We start from the raw sequence: 20,694 nt of genomic DNA on the forward strand, positions 1-20,694 counted from the left end.
TGGCAATCGCCCGCTGAATTGCGCCTCTTTCTCTACAAGAGGCGTGCCCGTTCAGCGGGGTGGGAACGGCGCCAAGGGGTGTCCTGGGGGGCGGAGGTGCGGTCGAGCTGGCGTTGGTGGGATGGGGGGAGGGAGGTCCACCAGCGGTGGTGCAGGGTGGTGAGGTCGTCGGGGGCGATCCGGCCGGGGAGGCGCAGGCGGGCCATGCCGCCGTCGGGGTAGATGTCGAGCCGGACCTCGGTTGCCGTACGGGTCTCGGGGAGGGGGAAGCGGTGCCGGGTGTCGGGTTGCAGGCGGGTGCGGGGCAGCAGGTCGAACCAGGCTGACTCGTCGGCCGGGTCGGCGGAGCGGGTGTCGATGCCGCGCAGTGCGGCGGCTCCGGGCGCGTTTCCCTTGAAGTGGCTGGTGTCGAGTTCGGCCAGGCGGATTCGGCCGGGGGCGGCGAGGCGGACGCGTACCCAGTCGTTGCCGGTGTCGCGGCGCCGCGCGGTCTCCCAGCCCTCGCCCATCACCCGCGCCAGACCGGGTGCGATGAGCCGGTGCGGTGAACCGTAGAACCGGTTGCTGCAGTCGGTCACCAGGCCGCCGTACTCCAGGGCCGCGAGGTCGGCCAGGCCGTCGGGGAAGAGCCGGGGATCGGGTACGACGGTGCCGTGCACCCGCAGCCGGGCCACCCCGCCGTCCGGGTGGATGGACAGCCGTACGTGGGTGAACCGGTGCGGGTTCGTCACCGGGAAGGCGTTCGTGGTGTCGCCCTGCACCGCCGAGCGGGGCACGATCGGCAGCCAGTCGGCGGCGGCCAGCTCCTCCGGACTCGGATAGCCCTCCACACCGCATGCCTGCACCGACACGTACGGCGGGAAGTTGCCGGTGAAGAACGCGGTGTCGACCACCACCCCGGAGATGATCCCGGCGGCGCCGAGCCGGATGATCGCGTAGTCGTGGCCGGGTTCGCGGCGGCGGCGGGTTTCCCAACCGTCGTACACCTGGCCCTTGGCGCCGAAGGTCTGCGGGGTGAAGGTCGGCGGGCCGGTGCTGACCAGGTTGTCCCGGGCGGCGAAGAACTCGTCGTTGGCGTCGACGACCGAACCACCGAGCAGCCGGGAGGCGAGGTCGGGCAACTCGGTGAAGTCGGCCATCAGGCCCCCCGGCGCAGGAACCGGCCGCGCGGCGGCTGGTCGGGCCGGACCGGGTCGCCGCGCAGCCAGGTGGCGTGAACCTCGCCGAACAACTTCTGCCCGGCGTACGGGGTGATCGGGTGGCGGTGCCGCAGCAGGGCCGGCTCGACGGTGAACCGGCCGTCGGGGTTGAACGCGACCAGGTCGGCGTCGGCACCGGGCACGATCCGCCCCTTGGTCGGCAGTCCGGCGATCTCGGCCGGTCGTCGTGCCATCCAGCGGACCACGTCGGACAGGCTGTGCCCGCGCTGACGAGCCTGGGTCCAGACGACCGGCAGGCCGAGCTGCAACGACGAGATGCCGCCCCAGGCTGCGCCGAAGTCGCCCCGGTCGAAGTTCTTCAACGCCGGTGGGCAGGGCGAGTGGTCGGAGACAACGCAGTCGATCAGCCCGGCGGCCAGGCCGGACCAGAGCGCGTCCCGGTTGCCGGCCGACCGGATCGGTGGGCAACACTTGAACTCGGTGCTGCCGTCGGGCACCTGTTCGGCGGTCAGGGCCAGGTAGTGCGGGCAGGTCTCGGCGGTCACCCGGACCCCGTCCCGGCGGGCCTCGGAGATCATCGGCAGCACGTCGGCAGCGCTGAGGTGCAGGATGTGGACGCGTGCGCCGGTGGCTCGGGCGGCGGCGAGCACGGTGGCGACCGCCCGCGACTCGGCCTGCGGTGGGCGGGAGGCGACGAAGTCGGCGTACCGGCCGGACTGCGGGGCGGGCAGGATCTCGGCCGGGTCCTCGGCGTGCAGGACGAACAGGGCGTCGACCGCTTCCAGTGCCCGCCACAGCCCGGCCGGGTCGAGCGGCGGGAACTCCGGCACCCCGGAGTCAATCAGGAACGCCTTGAAGCCGAGCACCCCGGCGGCGTGCAGGGCGGGCAGGTCGGCGAGGTTGTCCGGCACCGCCCCGCCCCAGAATCCGACGTCGACGTGGCAGCGGCCGGCGGCGGCCCGCCGCTTGGCCCGCAGCGCGTCGGCGGTCACGGTCGGCGGCAGCGAGTTCAGCGGCATGTCCACGATGGTGGTGACGCCACCGGCCAGGGCGGCCCGGGTGGCGGTCGGAAAGCCCTCCCACTCGGTCCGGCCCGGTTCGTTGACGTGCACGTGGGTGTCCACCAGGCCCGGTAGCAGCGCCAGTTCACCGAGGTCCTCACCGTCCACCGAGTGATAGCCCTCGATCGCGGCGATCCGCCCGTCGCGCAGGCAGACCGCCGCCGGGCGCTCCCCCTGCGGCGTCACCACCCGACGCGAGCGCAGTACCAGGTCGTAACCCGTGTCGTTCCGGTCGTCGCTCATGCCCACCACCTTCCGCTGTGCCGTGCTGTGCCTGGCCGGCTTCCGTTCACAGGGCTGTCAGTTCGGCTCGGTCGAAGCCGGCCTCCTCGGCGTCGAACGCGCCGCAGTCCAGGCCGCGCAGGAGGAATCCGGCCAGCGCCCGCGCGGTGGCCGGTTCGTCGAGCACTCCGGTGCTGCGCCGTTCCAGGTACGCCCGCAGCCGCCGCGCCGCCACCACCCGTCCCTGGCGGAAGAAGCCGTAGGTGGCGCCGAACCGGGTCGGCAGCTGCGCCGGGTGCATGTCCCAGCCCTGGTAGAGCCCCTGTTCGAGGGAGCGGCGGACCAGTCCGGCGTGCAGTTGCCAGGCGGCCCGTACGTCGGCTTCGCTCCCGACCGGGAGCACGTTGGTCGAGCCGTCGGAGAGGCGTACGCCGGTGCCGGCGGCGACCACCTGCATCACCGCCTTGGCGAAGTCGGCCACCGGGTGCGCCATGCTCTGCTGGGCGGCGGCGACCCCGAGCGCCGCGCTGTAGTCGTAGGTGCCGTAGTGCAGGGCGGTGCACCGGCCGTCCGCCGCACCGATCATCCGGGCGATGGTGGCGGTGCCGTCCGGCCCGAGTACGGCCGGTGGCGTCTCCACCTGCACCTCGAAGCGCAGCGCCCGTGCGGGCAGCCCGTGCGCCGTCTCCAGCCGTTGGCAGAGCAGGACCATCGCCTCGACCTGCGCGGGTGCGCTGACCTTCGGCAGGGTCACCACGAAACCGTCCGGCGGGGGCCCGTCCAGCGCCTCCAGGAAGATGTCCAGGGTGCGTACGGCCCGGTGCCGGCTCGGCCCCTCCAGGCTCTTGATCCGCAGTCCGCAGAACGGCAGTGGTCCGGCGGCCCGTAACGCCTTCGCCGCGCCGCGGGCCGCCTCGTCCTCGACGCGATCGGCCGGTACGCCGTACCCGTCCTCGAAGTCGATCCGCAGGTCCTCGATCGGTTCCCGGTCGAGTTTACGCACCACCCGCTCGTGCAGTTCGGGGTCGTAGGGCGGCGGTGGGAACTCGTCCAGTACGGCGAGCGCCGCCGCTCCCCACTGCGCCACCACGCCGGGGTGCATCCGGTCGGCGGGCAGGTAGACGGTGTGCACCGGTTGCCGGCCGGTCGCCGGTCCCGGGTAGGCGCGCAGCAGTTCGGCGTCGACCGGTCCGAGCAGGTTGTCGAGCTCGGCGTAGACCGAGGGGTCGAGCGTGTTCCACTGTGGAGTGTTGTCGGCCATGCTTGGTATCCCCCATCCGGAGTCACCCTGCGCAGTGGATCCTGCTAGCACCGTAGCCGTTCCGGCCCCGACAGTCAGCACCCAAGACCATCACTCATGCATACCTATTGATGTATGCGGGCGCAGCTCCTAGGCTGACGTGCGGCATCGGCCGTACGAAGGCGGTGCACGAGGGCCGCCGGGGACTCGACCACGGGTCGACCGTGTCCGGCTCGGCGACGTAGGGGGAAACGCTGGGCGGAGACCTCCCTGCCGAAGGGCGCACCGGTCTGCTCGGCCGGACGGAACTGCTGGCCGGCATCGAGCGTCGGCTGACCACGGGCGGCGGGGTGGTGCTCGCCGGACCCGACGGCATCGGCAAGTCCGCGCTGCTGGACGCGGTCGCCGCGACGGCTGCCGGGCGCGGGGAACTCGTGTTGCGGCTCAGTCCGGCCGAGCCCGAGCGGTCACTGCTCTACTCCGGGCTGGTCGACCTGTTCACCCAGCTTCCGCCGGGTGCGGTGGAGGCACTGGCGGCGCCGTACCGGGCCGTGGTCGAGGCGGTTCTCGCCGGCTCGATCGGCCCCACCGCCACCGGCGGCACTGGCGGGGTGCACGACGGGGATCCGGCGTTCGAGTTGGCCTGCCGGCGGGCGTTGCGTCGGGTGCTGGAGGCGGTGGCCGCCCGGCAGCCGGTCCTGCTCGTGCTCGACGACACCCAGTGGCTCGACGCGGCCTCGGCCGGGATGATCGGCTACGTCGTACGCCGCATCGGTGACCAGCCGATCCGTACGGTGGCCGCCCGTCGGCTGGTCGAACCCGGCTCGGACCACTGGGCCAGCCGGCTCTGCCCGCCACCGGTGCTGGAGCTGACCGTGCCGCCGCTGGCCGCCGACGACCTGGCCGCGCTGTTGGAGGCGCACGGGTTGCCGTGCCGGGCGGCGAGCCGGCTGCACGCGGACAGCGGCGGGAACCCGTACCTGGCGCTGGCGCTCGGCGGCGCCTTCGGACCGGACCCGCTCGGCGGCACCTTCGGGCCGGGTCCGCATTCGGCGTGGCGCCCGGTGCCGCTGCCCGAACCGGTCCGGGCCCGGCTGCGGCGGCGGATCGACGCACTGCCGGCCGGGGTGGCCGAAACCCTGCTGGTGGCGGCGCTCGCCACCCGCCCGACGGTGGCGCAGTTGTGCCTGGCCGGGCGCCCGGACGCCGAACGGGAGATCCGGCTCGCCGGCTCGGCCGGACTGGTCCGGCTGGACGGCCCGGTGGTCTGCTTCACCCCGGCGGGGGTGGCGACCGTGCTGGTCGACGAGGCGGAGTCGCCGCGCCGGGCGGCGATCCACGCCGCGTTGGCCGGGGTGGCGACCGACCGGGCCGAGGATGCCCGGCACCGGGCGCTGGCCGGTTCGGGGCCGGACGCCGAGGTGACCCGGTCACTGGTCGCGGCGGCCGAGGCGGCCCTGCACCGGGGCGCCCGGGGGCTGGTCGCCGAGCTGTACCTGCTGGCCGCCGAACGTACCCCGCCCGGATGGCCCCGGCAGGAGTGGCTGGTCAGCGCGGCGGAGGCGGCGGCCTCGGCCGGACAACCCGACCTTGCCGGGCGGGCCGCCGAGGCGGTACTGGCCGGCGACGCCACGGCCGCGCACCGGGTCCGGGCCCGGATCGCGCTGATCGACCTCGCCGGCCAGGCGCTCGGCGAGATGGACCAGGCGTTCGCCGCCGCGCTCGCCGACGCCGAGAGCGAGGTCGCCCTGCTCGGGCCGCTGCGGCTGAGACTGGCCTGGCGGGCCCTGGTGGCCGGCACCCCGGACCGGGCGGTGGCCGAGATCGACGGGGCGATCGCCGCCGCGCGGGCGGCGGGCGACCGGACCACCGAGGCGATGGCGCTCGGCGTACGGGCCCAGGTGCAGCGGGTACGCGGCCACCCCGACTACGTCGACACGCTGGCTCGCGCGCTGGCGCTGCCGGTCCCGGAGTTGACCGGCTGGCTGCACCTGACCCCGCGTTACCTGGCCGCCCGGTTCGCTCTCGCCGACGACCGGCTCGACGCCGCCCGCGCCGAACTGCTGACCATGCTCGCTACCGCCGAGCGCGGCGGCGGTGAGGAACTGATCGGAGTGCTGCGCAGCCTGGCCGAGGTGTCGGCCCGCTCGGGCCGGTGCCGGGAGGCGTTGCAGCACGCCGAGCGGGCGATGCGGATCTGCGAACAGAGCCGGGGCAGCCCCGGCCCGTGCTGGTACACCCTGGCCGTGGCGGAACTGGCCGGGGGCAGCGTGACCCGCGCCCTGGCGTACGCCGAGCGTGGGGTGCGCGCCTCCGAACAGGAACGGGACAGCATCTTCCTCTGCCGCAACCTGCACGTGCTCGGCCAGGCACGGCTGCGCGCCGGGCAGCACCGGGCCGGGGTGGAGGCGTTGCGCCGGCTGCGGGACCTGGAAGCCGAGCAGGGCGTGGCCGACCCGTCGCTGCTGCGCTGGCACGGTGACCTGGCCGCCGGCCTGGCCGCGCTCGGCGCGTACGACGAGGCGACCGAGACCATCGCGCTGGGGCGACGGGCGGCGTTGCGCCTCGGCCACTGCCCCGGGGTGCTGGCGCAACTGGACCGGGCGGCGGCGCTGGTGCTCGCCGAACGCGGCGATCCGGGGTCGGCGGTGGACCTGTCCGCTGCGGCGGCGCGGTGTTTCGCCACCCTGGACCAGCCGATCGAACGCGGGCACGCGCTGCTCGTGCAGGGCGGTGCGGAACGCCGACGGCGGCGGTACGCGGCGGCGCGGGTCGCGGTCGGTGCCGCGCTGACCATCTTCCTCCAGGTGGAGGCGAAGCCGTGGGTGGAGCAGACGACCAGGGCGCTGGCCCGTGCCGAGGGGATCTCGACCGGCCCGTACGCGCCCGAGACGGTGTCCCGTACGACCGGCGGGTTTTCCGCCGTGACCGGGGTGACCGTCGACGCCGGTGACCGGCAGCCGAACGGCGGGTCCGAGGCGCTCACCTCGACCGAGGCGCACATCGCCGGGCTGGTCCGGCAGGGGGCGAGCAACCGGGAGATCGCCACCCGGCTGTTCATCAGCGTGAAGACGGTCGAGGCGACCCTGACCCGGGTCTACCGCAAGCTCGGCGTCCGGTCCCGCACCCAGCTCAGCTCGCGTCTCAACGAGCGCTGACCCGGCGCCCGACGCGGGGCTCGGGCGTCGGCAAGGGATTTCCCTGATTCGGTGACCAGTGTCGATGCCTAGCGTGTCATCGCACGAACTTGTCTCCACTGTCGACCCGGCCGGCCGTCACCCACCGGTGCGACCGGTCAACCCCCGGCCGAACCCGCCCCATCGGGCGGAAGAAGGAGTACCCAGGTGAGACGCAAGGTTCTCAGCCACACTCTGGTGGCGCTGGCCACCGGCACGGCCCTGACGCTGACCGCGACGCCCGGTGTCGCCGCACCCGGTGTCGCGGCACCCGTGCCGGCCGCCCCGAGCGCCGCCCCCGCCCAGTTGGCCGCCACCGCCGCCGACCAGCTCGTCGACGGCGCCGCCGCCGTCCTGCACCGGTCGGCCGGCGACACGCTGCACCGGACCGGGGTGCAGGTCGGCAACCGGGGGCTGCACTACGTCACGTACGAGCGCAGCCACCGGGGTCTGCCGGTGGTCGGCGGCGACGTGGTCGTCACCACCGACTCGGCGGGTGCGGTACGCGGCACCTCCGTCGCCCAGGAGTCGACGATCACCGTCGACACCGTCCCGACGGTGAGCGCCGACCGGGCCGGCGCCACCGCCGCCGCCCAGCTCACCAAGGCCACCGAGGCGACCACTCCACGCCTGGTGGTGCTCGCCTGGGGTGCGCCCCGGCTCGCCTGGGAGACGGTGGTGACCGGCTCGGTCGGCAACACCCCGAGCAAGCTGCACGTCTTCGTCGACGCCGCCACCGGTGCGGTCGCCGACTCGTACGACGAGGTCAAGGCCGGCACCGGCACCGGTTACTTCAACGGCGCGGTCACCATCAACACCTCGGGCTCCGGATCGTCGTACTCAATGACCGACACGACCCGGTCCGGGCTGCGCTGCGGTGGGCAGAACGGCACCGCGTACACCGGCACCGACGACGTGTGGGGCACCGGCTCCGGCACCAACCTGGAAACCGCCTGCGTCGACGCCCTGTACGGCGCCCAGCGCGAGTGGGACCTGCTCGGTTCCTGGTTCGGCCGCAACGGCATCACCGGCAGCGGCGGCAGCCCACCGATCCGGGTCGGCCTGAACGACGTCAACGCCTACTGGAACGGCAGCTACGTCAACTTCGGCCACAACCAGGCCAACACCCGGCAGGCCACCCCGATCGACGTGGTCGCGCACGAGCTGGGTCACGCCGTCTTCCAGTACACGCCGGGCGGTGCCGGCAGCGGCAACGAGAACGGCGGCATCAACGAGTCGACCGGTGACATCTTCGGCGCGCTGACCGAGGCGTTCACGAACAACCCCAACGACCCGCCGGACTACGAGGTCGGCGAGGAGGTCGACCTGGTCGGCGACGGGCCGATCCGCTACATGTACAACCCGTCCCTGGCCGGTGACCCGAACTGCTGGTCGACGGCGATCCCGAGCACCGAGGTGCACGCCGCCGCCGGTCCGCTCAACCACTGGTTCTACCTGACCGCCGAGGGCTCCAACCCCGGCGGCGGCAAGCCGGCCAGCCCGACCTGCAACAGCTCCACCGTCACCGGCATCAGCATCCGCAAGGCCGGCGAGATCTACTACAACGCGCTGCTGGCGAAGACGTCGAGCTGGCGGTACGCCAACATCCGGGTCGCCACCCTGAACGCGGCGAAGAACCTCTACCCGGGCAGCTGCACCGAGTTCGACACGGTCAAGGCGGCCTGGAACGCGATCAGCGTACCGGCGCAGTCGGGCGAGCCGACCTGCGGCACCGCGTCGAACGACTTCTCCATCTCGGCGTCGCCGACCGCCGGCAGCGTCGCGCCGGGCTCGGCCGCGACGACCACGATCGGTACCGCGGTCACCGCCGGGTCCGCCCAGACGGTGGCGTTGTCGGCCAGCGGCCTGCCCTCGGGTACGACCGCAGCGTTCAGCCCGACGTCGGTGACCGCCGGAAACTCGGCCACCCTGACCCTGAGCACGTCGACGTCGACCCCGGCCGGCACGTACACCGTGACGGTCACCGGCACCGGCAGCGTGACGCGTACGGCGTCGTACACGCTGACCGTGACCGGGGGCGGGGGTGGCGGCTGCTCCGGCACGAACGGCACCGACGTCGCGATCCCGGACAACGGGGCGGCGGTGACCAGCAGCATCACCATCGCCGGCTGCAACCGCAACGCCGGTTCCGGCTCGACGATCGCGGTCAACATCGTCCACACCTACCGGGGTGACCTGGTCATCGACCTGGTCGCGCCGGACAACTCGGCGTACCGGCTGAAGAACAGCTCCAGCGACAGCGCCGACAACATCAACACGACGTACACGGCGAACCTGTCCAGCGAGGCGGCGAACGGCACCTGGCGGCTGCGGGTGCAGGACGTGGCCTCGATCGACACCGGCTACATCAACACCTGGACCCTGACCCTCTGATCGACGCGACACCGCCGGCCGCTGCCCGTACGCCGGGTGGCGGCCGGTCCGTTCGATCTTGCCGGCGGCGGCAAACGGGCGTCCCGGCGGCGCCGGATGCGCGACGATAGCGACATGTCGAAGACGAACGATGCCGGCGGCACCTACGTGAACCCCGGCGGCGAATTCACCCGCGACCAGCGTTACATCGCCACCCGGATCACCGCCGACGGGCGCGACGGCTACCCGGTCGAACCCGGTCGGTACCGGCTGGCGGTGGCGCGGGCCTGCCCGTGGGCGAGCCGGATGGTCATCGTCCGCCGCCTACTCGGGCTGGAGGAGGTGCTGTCGATGGCCCTGGCCGGGCCGACCCACGACGTACGGAGCTGGACCTTCGACCTCGATCCGGGCGGCCGGGACCCGGTGCTCGGCATCGAACGGCTCCAGGAGGCCTACTTCGCCCGCTTCCCCGGCTACGAGCGCGGCATCACCGTCCCGGCGATCGTCGACGTACCGACCGGGCAGGTGGTGACCAACGACTACGCGCCGATGTCGCTGGACCTGTCCACCGAGTGGACCGCGTACCACCGGCCGGGCGCCCCGAAGCTGTATCCGGAGGAGCTGCGGGAGGAGATCGACGAGGTGAACAAGGTGGTCTTCACCGACGTCAACAACGGCGTCTACCGCTGCGGCTTCGCCGGGTCCCAGGAGTCGTACGAGCGGGCGTACAAGCGGCTGTTCGACCGGCTCGACTGGCTCTCCGCCCGCCTCGACGGCCAGCGTTACCTGGTCGGCGACACGATCACCGAGGCCGACATCCGGCTCTTCACGACGCTGGTGCGCTTCGACGCGGTCTACCACGGGCACTTCAAGTGCAACCGGCAGAAGCTCACCGAGCTGCCGGTGCTCTGGGCGTACGCCCGCGACCTGTTCCAGACCCCCGGTTTCGGCGACACGGTCGACTTCGCCCAGATCAAGGAGCACTACTACGTGGTGCACCGGGACATCAACCCGACCGGGATCGTGCCGGTCGGACCCGACCTGCGCGGCTGGCTCGACCCGCACGGTCGGGAAACCCTCGGTGGGCGGCCGTTCGGCGACGGCACCCCACCGGGACCGGTGTCGGCGGGCGAGACGGTCCCGGTGGAGCACACCCCGTACGCCGGGATCTGATGCTCAGGCGGTCGCGGCCTTGTCCAGGTCGGCGCGGGTGAGCAGCGACCGCAGCGCGATACCGTCGCGGGCCAGCGCCTCGGCACCGCCCTCCTGCCGGTCGATGACGCAGAGCGCGTGCTCGATCCGGGCACCCAGCTCACGAAGCTGACCGGTGGAGATGGCAATCTGACCGCCGGAGGTGACCACGTCCTCGACGATCAGCACCCGCGCACCGTCGACGTCGGCGCCCTCGGCCAGCCTGGCCGTCCCGTACTCCTTGGCGGTCTTGCGGACGAACGCGCACGGCAACCCGGTGTGCCGGCCGAGCGCGGTCACGACCGGGATGCCGCCGAGTTCCAGCCCGGCGAGCACCTCGGTCTCCGGTGGTACGAGCGCGGCCATCTCGGCGGCGAGCGCGTCGAGCAGCACCGGATCGGCCTCGAACCGGTACTTGTCGAAGTACTCGTCGGCGATCCGGCCGGAGCGGAGCACGAACCGGCCGGAGAGACGGGCGACGGAGTTCACCCGATGGGCGAGATCAACAAGAGTCACGAGGAACCATCCTGACAGAACCGCCGCTGCCTCATCCACGGTGGATCGCCCCGCGCCCACGCACCCCGGATCGGCGGGCTGGACCCTCACCCAGGGGTAGACCACAGACTGGTGCGGACCGGACGCGACGGTGTCCGGCCACCGACGAGGGAGGCAACAGGTGTTCGACATCCGGCTACGCGAGGTCCCCGAACAGCTCCTGGTCACCGAGCAGCGCAACGTGGCCCAGGCCGAGCTCTCCGACTGGCTGCACGAGGCGATGGGACGGGTGCACCAGTTGGCCCGCGAGCACGGCGGCGGGGTCGACACCCACGACCTGCCGTACCTGCTGCGGGCGGACCGGCCAGCCGAACCGGTACTCGTGGTCATCTACCACGGCAACCCCAACGAGGGGCCGGTGCCGGTGGAGGTCGGCCGACCGATCGACCCAACCGAAGTCGCGGTCGCCGTGCCGACCCGGCCCGAGCCGGCCCACCGGGAGGCGTACGTCCGGCTCCGCAAGGAACAGGTGCCGGGGGTGAGTGCCGCGTTCACTGCCGTGGAACAGTGGGTGCACGCCAACGGGTGGGAGATCGTGGACGCGCCCCGCGAGGTCTACTGGGCCGACTTCTCCGGCGCCGCGCCCGACGAAGACGTGTTCGACGTGGCGTTCCCGATCAGGTGATCCCACCGCCGATGCCCGACCACGGTCCGCGACGGCCACCCCGCGAGCCGGCGGGCGGGCTACTCACCATCGGCGAGTTCGCCCGCCGGTCGCGGCTGTCGACAAAGGCCCTCCGGTTGTACGACCGGCTCGGGCTGTTGCCACCGGCCGAGGTCGACCCGCACAGCGGCTACCGGCGCTACCGCACGGAGCAACTGGCGACCGCCCGGTTGGTGGTGCTGCTGCGCCGGTTGGACATGCCACTGGCACGGGTGGCGGAGATCGTCGCCGCGCCGGACGAGCGGGCCGCCGGCTTGCTCGACGCGTACTGGGTCGAGGTCGAGGCACGCTTCGCCGGTCAGCGGCAGCTCACCGCGTACCTGCGGGACCGGTTGTCCGGCGGGACCGGTCCGGCGCGGCGGTACGACATCCGTGAGCGGGACGTGCCGGAGCAGCGGGTGCTGACCGAGCAGCGGCACGTGCACGTCCCCGACCTGGCCGACTGGATCGGGGCGGCGACCATGCGGCTGGTCGGCACCGCCGGCCGGTACGGCGGGGTGAGCGGGCCGATGTTCGTGATCTACCACGGTGAGGTCAACGAGGAGAGCGACGGCCCCGTCGAGATCTGCCTTCCGGTCGACCCGCCGGCCGGCGTCCGGATCGACGCGGCCAGCCGCACCGAACCGGCGCACCGGGAGGCCTATCTGCGGGTGACCAAGGACCAGGTGGCGTACCCGCAGATCCTCTCCGCGTTCGAGGCGGTCGCCGACTGGATCGGCCGGCACGCCCGTACGGTCGGCGCGGCCCCGCGCGAGATCTACTTCGCCGACTTCGCGGCGGCGGGGCCGACCGACGAGGTGTGCGACGTGGCGTTCCCGGTCACCAGCCCTGCCGTTGCGGTGGGCGGGGTGGCGGCTACGGCCGGTGTGCCGGCAGCGGGTGCAGGGTGACGGCGTCCAGCCGCCCGCCGGTGACCCGCGCGGTGAGATAGCTGGCGTACGGCTGCCTGCGCCGGTCGGTCGGCGAACCGGGATTCAGCAGTCGCAGCCCGCCGGGCGCCTCGCTGTCCCACGGGATGTGCGAGTGGCCGAAGACCAGCACATCGGTGTCCGGGAACCGGGCAGCGCAGCGGTTCTCCCGTCCGCCGGCCGGCCCGGTCTCGTGGACGACCGCGATCCGGAGCCCGTCCAGTTCGGTCCGGGCGATCTCCGGCAGCCGGGCCCGCAGTTCGGGTCCGTCGTTGTTGCCGTACACGCCGATCAGTCGGGCGCTGCGCGCGGACAGGGTGTCGAGCAGGGATTCGTCCACCCAGTCACCGGCGTGGAAGACCACGTCGGCGGTGTCGACGGCGGCCCACAGCTCGGCCGGCAGGTCGCGGGCCCGCTTCGGCAGATGGGTGTCCGCCATGATCACGAGACGCACCCGACCAGCCTAGTGCCGCGACCGGGAACGTTCACGGCGTTGTGGCGCTCAGGTGGCTGAAGACTGGAGGGTGTCCGCGACGGGGCGCCGAGTGGAGATCATGGCAGGCATGGCCGTGAGTACGGTGATCGTGAACAGGACCGCGAGTGCCACCGCGAGCATCCAGGAGGCGGGTGGCAACCGGGGATCGCCCGGAGTGGCGAGCTGATTCAGCCCGATGCCGGCCGGGACCCCGAGGGCGACGCCGGGTATGGCGGGGAGGAGTTGCGCCACCACCATGCCCACGGTCACCTGTGCGGGTGTGGCGCCGAGGGTGCGGGCGACGGCCAGGGGGTGCCGGGCGTCGAGGACCGCGGTCCAGGTGTTCACGATGGCGTTGATGAGCGCGAGGGTGCACAGCACGACGATGACGAGCAGCATCGCCTGTATGGTTCGAGCGTCGCGCGGATTGGGCAGCTCCGAGACGCCGAGCTTGACCTGCCGGTCCTGTGCCAGGGCCATGAACATGGCGGCGAGCGCGATCGTGGTGATCAGGGTGTTCACCGTGACGAGCCGGGCCCGGCGGGGGCGGCGGGAGTGGATGCGTACCCCGATGAGCAGGGCGGTGGGCATGCGGCGGGACAGCCAGACGCGCCACCGGCGGCGGTGCGGCGGCGTAGCGGCGTCGGCCAGCGCGTGGACGGTGTCGGTGCCGGCGGCGCGCACCACGGGTGCCAGCGTCGCCGCGACGGCGATGGCCAGCGCGAGAGCGGTGGCGGCGACGAAGGTGCGTAGCGCGGGCGGGTAGGTTCCGGTGGAGCCGAGGAGTCCCGCGCCCGGTCGGGTCAGCCAGGGCGCGGCGAGCCAGCCGGCGGCCATTCCGGTGCCGGCGGCGGCGAGCCCGATCACGAGATACTCGGCGAGGTGGAAGGCGGCGATCATGGCGGGTCCGGCGCCGACGGCTTTGAGTAGTCCCACCCGGCGGCGTTGCTCGACGACGCGGCCGGCGACGACACTGGCGACGCTGGCCACCGAGAGGGCGGCGAGTAGCCAACTACCGACGAGCAGGACCGTGTGCGCCTGTTTGACGAGCCTGCCGTTCGCTTCGGCGATGGCCGTCCAGCTGCGGTATTCGATCCCGCCCTTGCTCATGTTGATGAACGAGGCGCTGACCTGTGGGTCCGCGTATCTCAGGTTCAGGGTGTACGACAGCGGCTGCGCGTCGGCGACGTTGCTGATCTCGCTGCTGTCGACCCAGACCAGGCCGGCGAGCTGGATCAGGGGACTGCCCGGATCGAAGCGCCAGTCGGCGGCCGGGTAGACGGCTCTGGCGGCCGTGACGGCGGTCCCGACCACCCGCAACGGGTGGCCGTTGAGGTCGACGGTGTCGCCGATGCCTATCCCGAGGGCGTTGGCGAAGGTGGGTTCGACGACCACGCCGCCGGGGCGTACCCAGGTGCCGCTGGTCACCGCGGGTCGATCGAGCGCCGCCGGGGCGTCGTCTCGGCCCTGGACGACCGTCTGCACGGTCTTGCCGTGGGCGGTCATCATCAGATACGCCATCGGGTACGGGCCGCTGTGTGCGGTGACACCCGGCGCGGTGGCCAGCGGCGCGAGGGCGGCCAGGGCCTCCGAGCCCGTCGATCCGGGCGTGGCCACCACATCCGGGCCCTCGGTCGCGGCCCGGGTCCGCTCGTACGGGCGGTCGAGCGCCCCGTTCAGGGCGAGGCCGAGGGTCAGCGTGCCGGTCGCGGCGCTGATCGCGAGCAGTAGCAGCAGAGTCTCGATGCGCCGTCGGCGCAGGTTCCGCACCAGCAGCCGGCATACCAGCAGCAGTCGTGCGCCCACCTCAGCGCCACCCGCCGTAGATGGTGCCGGTGCCGGTGCCGGTGGCGCTGCCCGCGAATCGGCTGTCGTCGGCGAATGCCCCGTCACGCATCGCGATCATCCGGTCGGCGACCGCCGCGATGCGCGCGTCGTGGGTGACCACCACCAGCGTCTGCCCCGCCGTCCGCAACTCCTCGAACAACCGCAACACCTCCAGGGTGGCCGCGCTGTCGAGGTTTCCGGTCGGTTCGTCGGCGAGCACGACCAGCGGCTCGTTGCTCAAGGCGCGGGCGATGGCGACCCGCTGACGTTGGCCGCCGGACAGCGCCGACGGCAGGTGCTTGGCGCGATCGGCGAGCCCGACCCGGTCGAGCAGGTGCAGGGCACGTTGCCGGGCTCGACGGGGAGGCTGCCCGGCGAGCAGCGCGGCCAGCTCGACGTTCTCCACCGCGGTGAGTTCGTCCATGAGGTGGAAGGACTGGAAGACGAAGCCGACGTGGTCGCGCCGCAGCCGGGCCAGGGCCCGTTCGCTCATCCCGTCGATCCGGTGCCCGGCCAGCCAGATCTCGCCGTCGGTGGGCCGTTGCAGCCCGCCGAGCAGGTGCAGCAGGGTCGATTTCCCGCAGCCGCTCGGGCCCATGATCGCCAGAGTCTGCCCTGCGGGCACCTCCAGGTCGATCTCGTCGACCGCGCGGACCAGGGCGCTTCCCCGGCCGTAGCACCTGCTCACCCGGCGTGTCCGTAGCAGTGCCGATCCGGTCATGCCTCCGCCTCCCAGCCGGTCCGGTCGCGTTCGGTCCACATGCGTTCGCACGCCTCCAGCCACTCCAGGTCAGCCCGCAGTCGCAGCACGACCCCTTCCAACAACAACCCGACGACCGGATCCACTGACCGCTCCAACGCGGCCCGCTGGACATCCCGCAGCCGACGCAGCAGCTCGCGCCGCTGCGCGTCGATCAGGGCCACCGGATCGGCCAGCCGGGCCGCCGTAGCGGCCACCAGCTTGAGGTGGAACTCGCTCAGGTCCGGCTTCGGCCAGCTCACTTCGGCCAGCCAGGCGGTGACGCGCTGCTGCCCGGCCGGGGTCAACGCGTACATTCGGCGGTCGGGCCGGTCCGGCAGTCCCTCGGCGTGCTGCGAGCTCACCAGCCCCGCCTTGGCGAGCCGGCCCAGCGTCACGTAGATCTGCCCGGCGTTCATCGCCTCGCCGAGCGGACCGAGCGCAACGCGCACCCGGCTACGCAGCTCGTATCCGTATGCCGGCTCCTTGGCCAGCATGGCCAGCACAACGTCCTGCACCCCGGCACCCCCTAGATCGACAATAGATAACGGTTATCCATGACCTTGTCAAGTCGACGGACGGAGTGCGCAGCAGAGCAGGCAGGCAGGACCGCCACAACGCCGTGATTCGTCAGGGCCCACGACGTGCCAGCCAACACCGCCCGGCTCCCGCAGTGGTCCGACCTCCCCGAGCGGGCGCCCCGTCCCGGCCCGGCAGACGGGATGCTATCTTAGGGACCCTAAGTTTTTTCTTAGTTGCGAAAAGTTCCTGACGAAGAAAAGGGTCGCTGTGCCACGACAGGGTTTGACGAGCGAGCGGGTCTCGGCCGCCGCGGCCGAACTGGCGGACACGGTCGGGCTGTCCCGGTTGACCGTCGCGGCGGTTGCCCGGCACTTCGGGGTCTCCGACGCCGCGCTCTACGTGCACGTCCGCAGTCGCGACGCGTTGATCGAACAGGTCGCGGTCCGGGCGGCGGCCACGTTCAGTGACGCGCTCGCGCTGGCCGTGGCCGGGCGCGCCGGTCGGCAGGCCCTGGTCGGATTCGCCGACGCGTACCGCGCGTTCGCGGTGGCGCATCCCGGGCAGTACGCCGCGACCCAACTGTCACTGCCGCCCGAGGTCGGCACGAACTCGGGCGGGCACCTGCGGTTGATCGAGTTGAGCTACGCCATGCTTCGCGGGTACGGGCTCGACGAACCGGCGCTGACCGACGCGATGCGTTTCGTACGCAGCACCTTCCACGGCTTCGCGAGCCTCGAAACCGTCAACGGGTTCGGGCATCCCCGCGACCTCGACGCGTCCTGGAACGGCATCCTCGACGCGATGCACACCACCCTGAGCAACTGGCCGACCGGAACGACGGAGCGGAAATGAACGCTCACGATCAATACGTCAGCTCGGCGGACGGCACCCGCCTGGTGGTCCGGCGCCTGGGCTCCGGTGACCCGGTTGTGCTCGTGCACGGCTCGGGCGGCGGGCTGCACTCCTGGGCCACGGTTGCCGACCAACTCGCCGGGGGCCACGAGGTGTGGATGCCGGCCCGGCGCGGGTACGGTCCCAGCGACGTCCCGCCCGGCACCAAGTCGTTCAAGGACGAAACCGCCGACCTGATCGCCGTCATCGAGGCGGCACACGAGTCCTCGGGCCGACCGGTACATCTCGTCGGCGCCTCGTACGGCGCGACGCTGTCGTTGCACACCGCCGCAACGGATCCGCGCCGTCTCCGTACCCTTGCCGTTTTCGAGGCCCCGCTGTTCGCCGCCGGGCCGGAGATCGTGCCGTTGCTCGACCGGTACCGCTCCGCCTTCGAGCGCGACGATGCCCCGGCGATGGCCGCCGTGTTGAACGAGGTGACGCGGGTCCCGGCGGAGATCGTCGCGGCGTTCGCCGCCGCGGCCGGGGACAGGGTGCCCGATCCGGTCGAGGCACGGCGTTCGGCGATCGGTTGGCTGCACGATCTCGAAGCACTCGCCGGCGACAGCACCGACATCGCCCGGTGGGCCCGGATCACCGTGCCGACGCTGGTGATGCAGGGTGCCGACACCTGGGAGCCGATGCCCACGGTGATGACCGCGCTCGCGGACACCATCACGGGAGCCCGCCGGATCATCTGGCCGGGGCAGTCGCATTTCGTGACCATGACGGCACCCACCCTGGTCGCCGACGCCCTGCGCCGGTTCTTCGCCGAGGTTCCGGCCTAGGGAGTGTCCTCAACGGGCGACCAGGTGGAGCGCCAGCGGTGCGGGGGGAAAATCCTCGACACCATCGGCGGACCTTCGGTCGGTTTCGTTGGTGATCATGGGCCAGTGGCGCGCGACCCGAGGCGAGCTGACCACGGCCGGGCCGGCGCCGTCGGACATCCGACTCTCCCCTGTGGTCGGTCCGCACCGGGCATACGATCTCTCCGCCCGCCGCCGACGCCGCACCGTCGAAGGACCGCTGTGCCCGCCACCCACCGCCCCGCCGCCCGCAACCGGCGCCTCCTGCTCGGCGGGCTCGCGAGCCTGCTGGTCGCCACCACGCTGGTCGTCATGCTGCTGCCGGACGCCCGCCACGCGGTGCGCCAGGCCCTGCCCGGCGGCGACGAGGCGGCGACGGGACCCTACCGGCTCGCACCGGCCTGGGACGCCGAGATCGACGGGCTGCCGGTGGCATACCACCCGGACGGCGGCACCGTCCTGCTCTGGAGCAACGACGACGCCCTCGGACCGCTGGCACCACACCACATTTCCGCCCGGGACACCCGGACCGGCAAGCTGAAGTGGTCGAGCGGCCCCGAGGGTTGGGACGTCAACACCGACTACATCCGGGGCGGCCTGCTCTCCGCCACCGCGGTCATCGTCCAGTCGAACCCGCAGCGCGACGCGCCGGCCGTCGCCGCGTTGCGGCTCACCGACGGCAAGGTGCTGTGGCAGGTGCCCACCCCGGGGGAGTCGGGCCGGCCGACTGCGGTGGCGGCGGACGTCGTGGTGGTCGCCTGGGACGACAGCACCGTACGCGGCCTGGGCGCGGCAGACGGGCGCACCCGGTGGGAGAGCCCCGTCCCGGCGGGCTGCCGCGCCGACGAGGTGGCCGCCAGGGGCGACCTCGCGGCCGTGGAGATCGTCTGCGACAAGCGCCGCCACGTCGAGCTGCTGGACGCCGGTACGGGTCGGGCGCGCTGGCGCCGGGACGTGCCGATCGAGAGGCAGATCACCGCCGACAACCTGTCGATCCAGGGCGCCGCCGTCCTGCTGCACGACCGGGAGAACCTCCTGATCCTCAACCGCTCCGGCGAAGCGGTACTGGAGGAAACCTCCCGCGACCTCGGCGACGTACGGTTCACGACCGCCGGTGACCTGGCCGTCGTCGGCTATCGGGACCGGGCGGGGCAGAGCGTGCTGACCGCCGTCGACCTGGCCGGCGGCGGAGTCCGCTGGCGCCACCGGCTCGCAGTGGCCAGTCTGGTCCACTCGGGGGAGCGGCTCTACGCGCTCACCCGGCCGCCCGAGCCGCTGCTGCCGATCACCCTGTACGAGGTCGACGCGGCGACCGGCCGGCACAGCGTCTCGGTGACCGACCTGATCAGCGCCGACTTCGACAGCCTGGTGGCGGTCGACGGCGACCTCGCGGTCACCTACTACTGGGCGGGGCGCGTGGCCCACCTCGCCGGCCACCGGCTCGAACCCCGGCGCGGTCCGGTCGGACGAGCGGGCGGCGCGCCGGACGCCGACTGGCCGGACGGCTGCGGGCTGCTCCAGCCGGCCGAGCTGACCGCGCGGGTTCCGGGGGTTACCTATCAGGGGCAGCCGGTGCCGGCCACCCTCGTGGACGCGCCACTGTCCCGGCCGGTGCTCTGCCGCTACCAGCCGTCGGACGTGGAGGCGCCGCTGGTCTCCGCCGGGATCGCCTGGGTCGGCGCAGACACCCCGCAGGCGGTACGGCTGATGGAGCAGCTCGGCCGGCAGACCGAGGTGAACAGGCTGCCGGGCATCGGGGAGGAGGCGGTCGAGGTCGTCGAGTTCGCCGAGCCACGCTCTCGGACCAGGGTGTTCTTCCGGGTCGGCCCGCGGATCGGTACCGTCTCGCTGATCGGCGACTCCGCCACGGCACGGGCGCTGGCCGGGCAGGCCGCCGCCCGGCTGGGCTGACGACATGACACTCCAGGACCGACGGTGGTGGGGATGAGCAGGAAGCGTGGCCGCCCGAGTGGCTCCGGTGGGCGTGACCAGGACCGGCGCCCGCCCGCCGAGGAGCCCACCGGACTCCGGAGGCACCTGACCAAACTGGCGGCCGGCGCCGGTACCCTGGCGCTGGTCGGGGTCACCGCGATGGTGACGGGGATCGGCGAGGCCGCCGCCAACCGGCTGGTGGCTCTTTTCTCCCCTGCGCAAACCAGCACGACCAGCCCGGCGCCGACCTCGGCGCCGGAGCCGCTGACCGTGGCGGTACGCACCGACATCGGCACCGCCGGGGACAGTCTGGCGCTGCGCGCCCCGGTGAACGACGGGCCGGTCGCCGCCACGCTGCTGGCCGGCCACCCCGAGGAGCCGTGGGAAACCTTCCTCGACCGGCACGACGGCGCCCCGGTCGGCACGCTGGTGGTGTCGCTGGTGTTCACCGGGCATCGAGATCCCGGGATCCGGGTCATCGGGATCGAGGTGGAGCGGGCGGAGGGCGGGCCGGTGCTCACCGGCACCCTGGTCGAGCTGACCAGCCAGGGCCAGGCCGAGAGCATCAAACTGACGGCCAACCTCGACGAGGCGCGGCCGAGGCTGCTCGCCGACGGCAAGCCGTACTTCCCGGACGGGAACATCACGTTGAGGAAGGGCGAGCAGGAGACTCTGAAGCTCACCCTGACCGCCGCCGAGCGGTACCACCGGTGGAGCTTCCTCGTGCACTACGTGGACGAGACCGGCGCCGCCCGCAGGGCGTACGTCGACCGACTGGGCCGCACCTCGGCGACCGCGCCGACCGGCGAACTCTTCAGCCTCACCGGTCCGGCGCGGCGCTACGGCGCGACGTGGGAGGAGAACTTCCCGATCGAGGGTTTCCACCGGCGCTGAACCGGGACGCGCGGCGTGTCCTTCCGGTGATCGGCGGGCGCCTGCGGCCGTACGTCCG

At 72.7% G+C, this 20,694-nt stretch carries 18 protein-coding genes; 9 read left to right on the forward strand and 9 right to left on the reverse strand.

The window, feature by feature from the left end; genetic code table 11:
- Positions 1-32: 32 nt before the first annotated feature.
- The 3 genes from alc to ACZ6QQ_RS29090 are packed head-to-tail and all read right to left on the reverse strand — an operon-like array spanning position 33 to position 3,704.
- The gene (alc, locus tag ACZ6QQ_RS29080; protein WP_465880583.1) at positions 33-1,139 is read right to left on the reverse strand and encodes an allantoicase; all 1,107 of its coding nucleotides are present in this window, start codon (positions 1,137-1,139) and stop codon (positions 33-35) included.
- Positions 1,139-2,464 carry an allantoinase AllB gene (gene allB / locus ACZ6QQ_RS29085; RefSeq protein WP_465880584.1) on the reverse strand — a complete coding sequence of 442 codons (1,326 nt, stop codon included), beginning with the start codon at positions 2,462-2,464 and terminating at the stop codon, positions 1,139-1,141. The genes alc and allB overlap by 1 nt, the downstream gene beginning before the upstream one ends.
- A 46-nt stretch (positions 2,465-2,510) precedes the next feature.
- On the reverse strand, positions 2,511-3,704 hold the full coding sequence (locus tag ACZ6QQ_RS29090) for a DUF6986 family protein (RefSeq protein ID WP_465880585.1): 1,194 nt from the start codon (positions 3,702-3,704) through the stop codon (positions 2,511-2,513).
- A 269-nt stretch (positions 3,705-3,973) separates the two neighbouring features.
- On the opposite strand from ACZ6QQ_RS29090, the gene ACZ6QQ_RS29095 reads away from it, so the two are divergent.
- The 3 genes from ACZ6QQ_RS29095 to ACZ6QQ_RS29105 all read left to right on the forward strand — a co-directional run bounded on the left by ACZ6QQ_RS29095 (position 3,974) and on the right by ACZ6QQ_RS29105 (position 10,405).
- Positions 3,974-6,841, forward strand: a complete 2,868-nt coding sequence (locus ACZ6QQ_RS29095) for a helix-turn-helix transcriptional regulator (protein WP_465880640.1) — start codon at positions 3,974-3,976, stop codon at positions 6,839-6,841.
- A 186-nt stretch (positions 6,842-7,027) separates the two neighbouring features.
- Positions 7,028-9,253 carry a M4 family metallopeptidase gene (locus tag ACZ6QQ_RS29100; RefSeq protein WP_465880586.1) on the forward strand — a complete coding sequence of 742 codons (2,226 nt, stop codon included), beginning with the start codon at positions 7,028-7,030 and terminating at the stop codon, positions 9,251-9,253.
- A gap of 114 nt (positions 9,254-9,367) precedes the next feature.
- Positions 9,368-10,405 (forward strand): glutathione S-transferase family protein, encoded by a 1,038-nt coding sequence (locus tag ACZ6QQ_RS29105; RefSeq protein WP_465880587.1) that lies wholly within the window; start codon positions 9,368-9,370, stop codon positions 10,403-10,405.
- A 3-nt stretch (positions 10,406-10,408) separates the two neighbouring features.
- Here the strand turns inward: ACZ6QQ_RS29105 and pyrE are convergent, their stop codons facing one another.
- Positions 10,409-10,939 (reverse strand): orotate phosphoribosyltransferase, encoded by a 531-nt coding sequence (gene pyrE, locus ACZ6QQ_RS29110; RefSeq protein ID WP_465880589.1) that lies wholly within the window; start codon positions 10,937-10,939, stop codon positions 10,409-10,411.
- Between the two features lie 160 nt (positions 10,940-11,099).
- On the opposite strand from pyrE, the gene ACZ6QQ_RS29115 reads away from it, so the two are divergent.
- Both ACZ6QQ_RS29115 and ACZ6QQ_RS29120 read left to right on the forward strand, forming a co-directional pair.
- Positions 11,100-11,603, forward strand: a complete 504-nt coding sequence (locus tag ACZ6QQ_RS29115) for a GyrI-like domain-containing protein (RefSeq protein WP_465880590.1) — start codon at positions 11,100-11,102, stop codon at positions 11,601-11,603.
- An 11-nt stretch (positions 11,604-11,614) separates the two neighbouring features.
- Positions 11,615-12,532, forward strand: a complete 918-nt coding sequence (locus ACZ6QQ_RS29120) for a MerR family transcriptional regulator (RefSeq protein ID WP_465880591.1) — start codon at positions 11,615-11,617, stop codon at positions 12,530-12,532.
- Here the strand turns inward: ACZ6QQ_RS29120 and ACZ6QQ_RS29125 are convergent.
- Genes ACZ6QQ_RS29125 through ACZ6QQ_RS29140 form a run of 4 tightly spaced genes read right to left on the reverse strand, consistent with a single transcriptional unit; the run spans position 12,498 to position 16,109 of the window.
- Positions 12,498-13,004: a metallophosphoesterase family protein gene (locus ACZ6QQ_RS29125; RefSeq protein ID WP_465880593.1), complete on the reverse strand. Its 507-nt coding sequence runs from the start codon at positions 13,002-13,004 to the stop codon at positions 12,498-12,500. The genes ACZ6QQ_RS29120 and ACZ6QQ_RS29125 overlap by 35 nt on opposite strands.
- Positions 13,005-13,052: 48 nt before the next feature.
- Positions 13,053-14,831 carry an FtsX-like permease family protein gene (locus ACZ6QQ_RS29130; RefSeq protein ID WP_465880594.1) on the reverse strand — a complete coding sequence of 593 codons (1,779 nt, stop codon included), beginning with the start codon at positions 14,829-14,831 and terminating at the stop codon, positions 13,053-13,055.
- Between the two features lies 1 nt (position 14,832).
- Positions 14,833-15,573 carry an ABC transporter ATP-binding protein gene (locus ACZ6QQ_RS29135; protein WP_465880596.1) on the reverse strand — a complete coding sequence of 247 codons (741 nt, stop codon included), beginning with the start codon at positions 15,571-15,573 and terminating at the stop codon, positions 14,833-14,835.
- Positions 15,570-16,109, reverse strand: a complete 540-nt coding sequence (locus ACZ6QQ_RS29140) for a PadR family transcriptional regulator (protein WP_465880598.1) — start codon at positions 16,107-16,109, stop codon at positions 15,570-15,572. Before ACZ6QQ_RS29140 ends, ACZ6QQ_RS29135 begins: the two co-directional genes overlap by 4 nt.
- A gap of 286 nt (positions 16,110-16,395) precedes the next feature.
- Between ACZ6QQ_RS29140 and ACZ6QQ_RS29145 the strand changes: the two genes are divergently transcribed.
- Both ACZ6QQ_RS29145 and ACZ6QQ_RS29150 read left to right on the forward strand, forming a co-directional pair.
- Positions 16,396-16,965, forward strand: coding sequence for a TetR/AcrR family transcriptional regulator (locus ACZ6QQ_RS29145; protein WP_465880600.1), 570 nt, complete (start codon positions 16,396-16,398; stop codon positions 16,963-16,965).
- Positions 16,962-17,792, forward strand: a complete 831-nt coding sequence (locus ACZ6QQ_RS29150) for an alpha/beta fold hydrolase (RefSeq protein ID WP_465880601.1) — start codon at positions 16,962-16,964, stop codon at positions 17,790-17,792. The genes ACZ6QQ_RS29145 and ACZ6QQ_RS29150 overlap by 4 nt, the downstream gene beginning before the upstream one ends.
- 9 nt (positions 17,793-17,801) lie before the next feature.
- On the opposite strand, the gene ACZ6QQ_RS29155 is transcribed toward ACZ6QQ_RS29150, so the two are convergent.
- On the reverse strand, positions 17,802-17,951 hold the full coding sequence (locus ACZ6QQ_RS29155; protein ID WP_465880603.1) for a hypothetical protein: 150 nt from the start codon (positions 17,949-17,951) through the stop codon (positions 17,802-17,804).
- Positions 17,952-18,032: 81 nt separating this feature from the next.
- Here ACZ6QQ_RS29155 and ACZ6QQ_RS29160 point away from each other — a divergent pair, with 81 nt between their 5' ends.
- Positions 18,033-19,721 (forward strand): outer membrane protein assembly factor BamB family protein, encoded by a 1,689-nt coding sequence (locus ACZ6QQ_RS29160; RefSeq protein WP_465880604.1) that lies wholly within the window; start codon positions 18,033-18,035, stop codon positions 19,719-19,721.
- A gap of 33 nt (positions 19,722-19,754) precedes the next feature.
- The gene (locus ACZ6QQ_RS29165; protein WP_465880606.1) at positions 19,755-20,636 is read left to right on the forward strand and encodes a hypothetical protein; all 882 of its coding nucleotides are present in this window, start codon (positions 19,755-19,757) and stop codon (positions 20,634-20,636) included.
- Positions 20,637-20,694 lie beyond the last annotated feature (58 nt).

This window comes from Micromonospora sp. NPDC049529, assembly GCF_055586685.1.

What these genes read in the sequence shown, in the direction of transcription:
- ACZ6QQ_RS29165 (WP_465880606.1), top strand. Translation starts at nt 19,755, where the DNA reads ATGAGCAGGAAGCGTGGCCGCCCGAGTGGCTCCGGTGGGCGTGACCAG.
- ACZ6QQ_RS29120 (WP_465880591.1), top strand. Translation starts at nt 11,615, where the DNA reads ATGCCCGACCACGGTCCGCGACGGCCACCCCGCGAGCCGGCGGGCGGG.
- ACZ6QQ_RS29105 (WP_465880587.1), top strand. Translation starts at nt 9,368, where the DNA reads ATGTCGAAGACGAACGATGCCGGCGGCACCTACGTGAACCCCGGCGGC.
- ACZ6QQ_RS29090 (WP_465880585.1), bottom strand. Translation starts at nt 3,704, where the DNA reads ATGGCCGACAACACTCCACAGTGGAACACGCTCGACCCCTCGGTCTAC.
- ACZ6QQ_RS29135 (WP_465880596.1), bottom strand. Translation starts at nt 15,573, where the DNA reads ATGACCGGATCGGCACTGCTACGGACACGCCGGGTGAGCAGGTGCTAC.
- ACZ6QQ_RS29150 (WP_465880601.1), top strand. Translation starts at nt 16,962, where the DNA reads ATGAACGCTCACGATCAATACGTCAGCTCGGCGGACGGCACCCGCCTG.
- alc (WP_465880583.1), bottom strand. Translation starts at nt 1,139, where the DNA reads ATGGCCGACTTCACCGAGTTGCCCGACCTCGCCTCCCGGCTGCTCGGT.
- allB (WP_465880584.1), bottom strand. Translation starts at nt 2,464, where the DNA reads ATGAGCGACGACCGGAACGACACGGGTTACGACCTGGTACTGCGCTCG.
- ACZ6QQ_RS29155 (WP_465880603.1), bottom strand. Translation starts at nt 17,951, where the DNA reads ATGTCCGACGGCGCCGGCCCGGCCGTGGTCAGCTCGCCTCGGGTCGCG.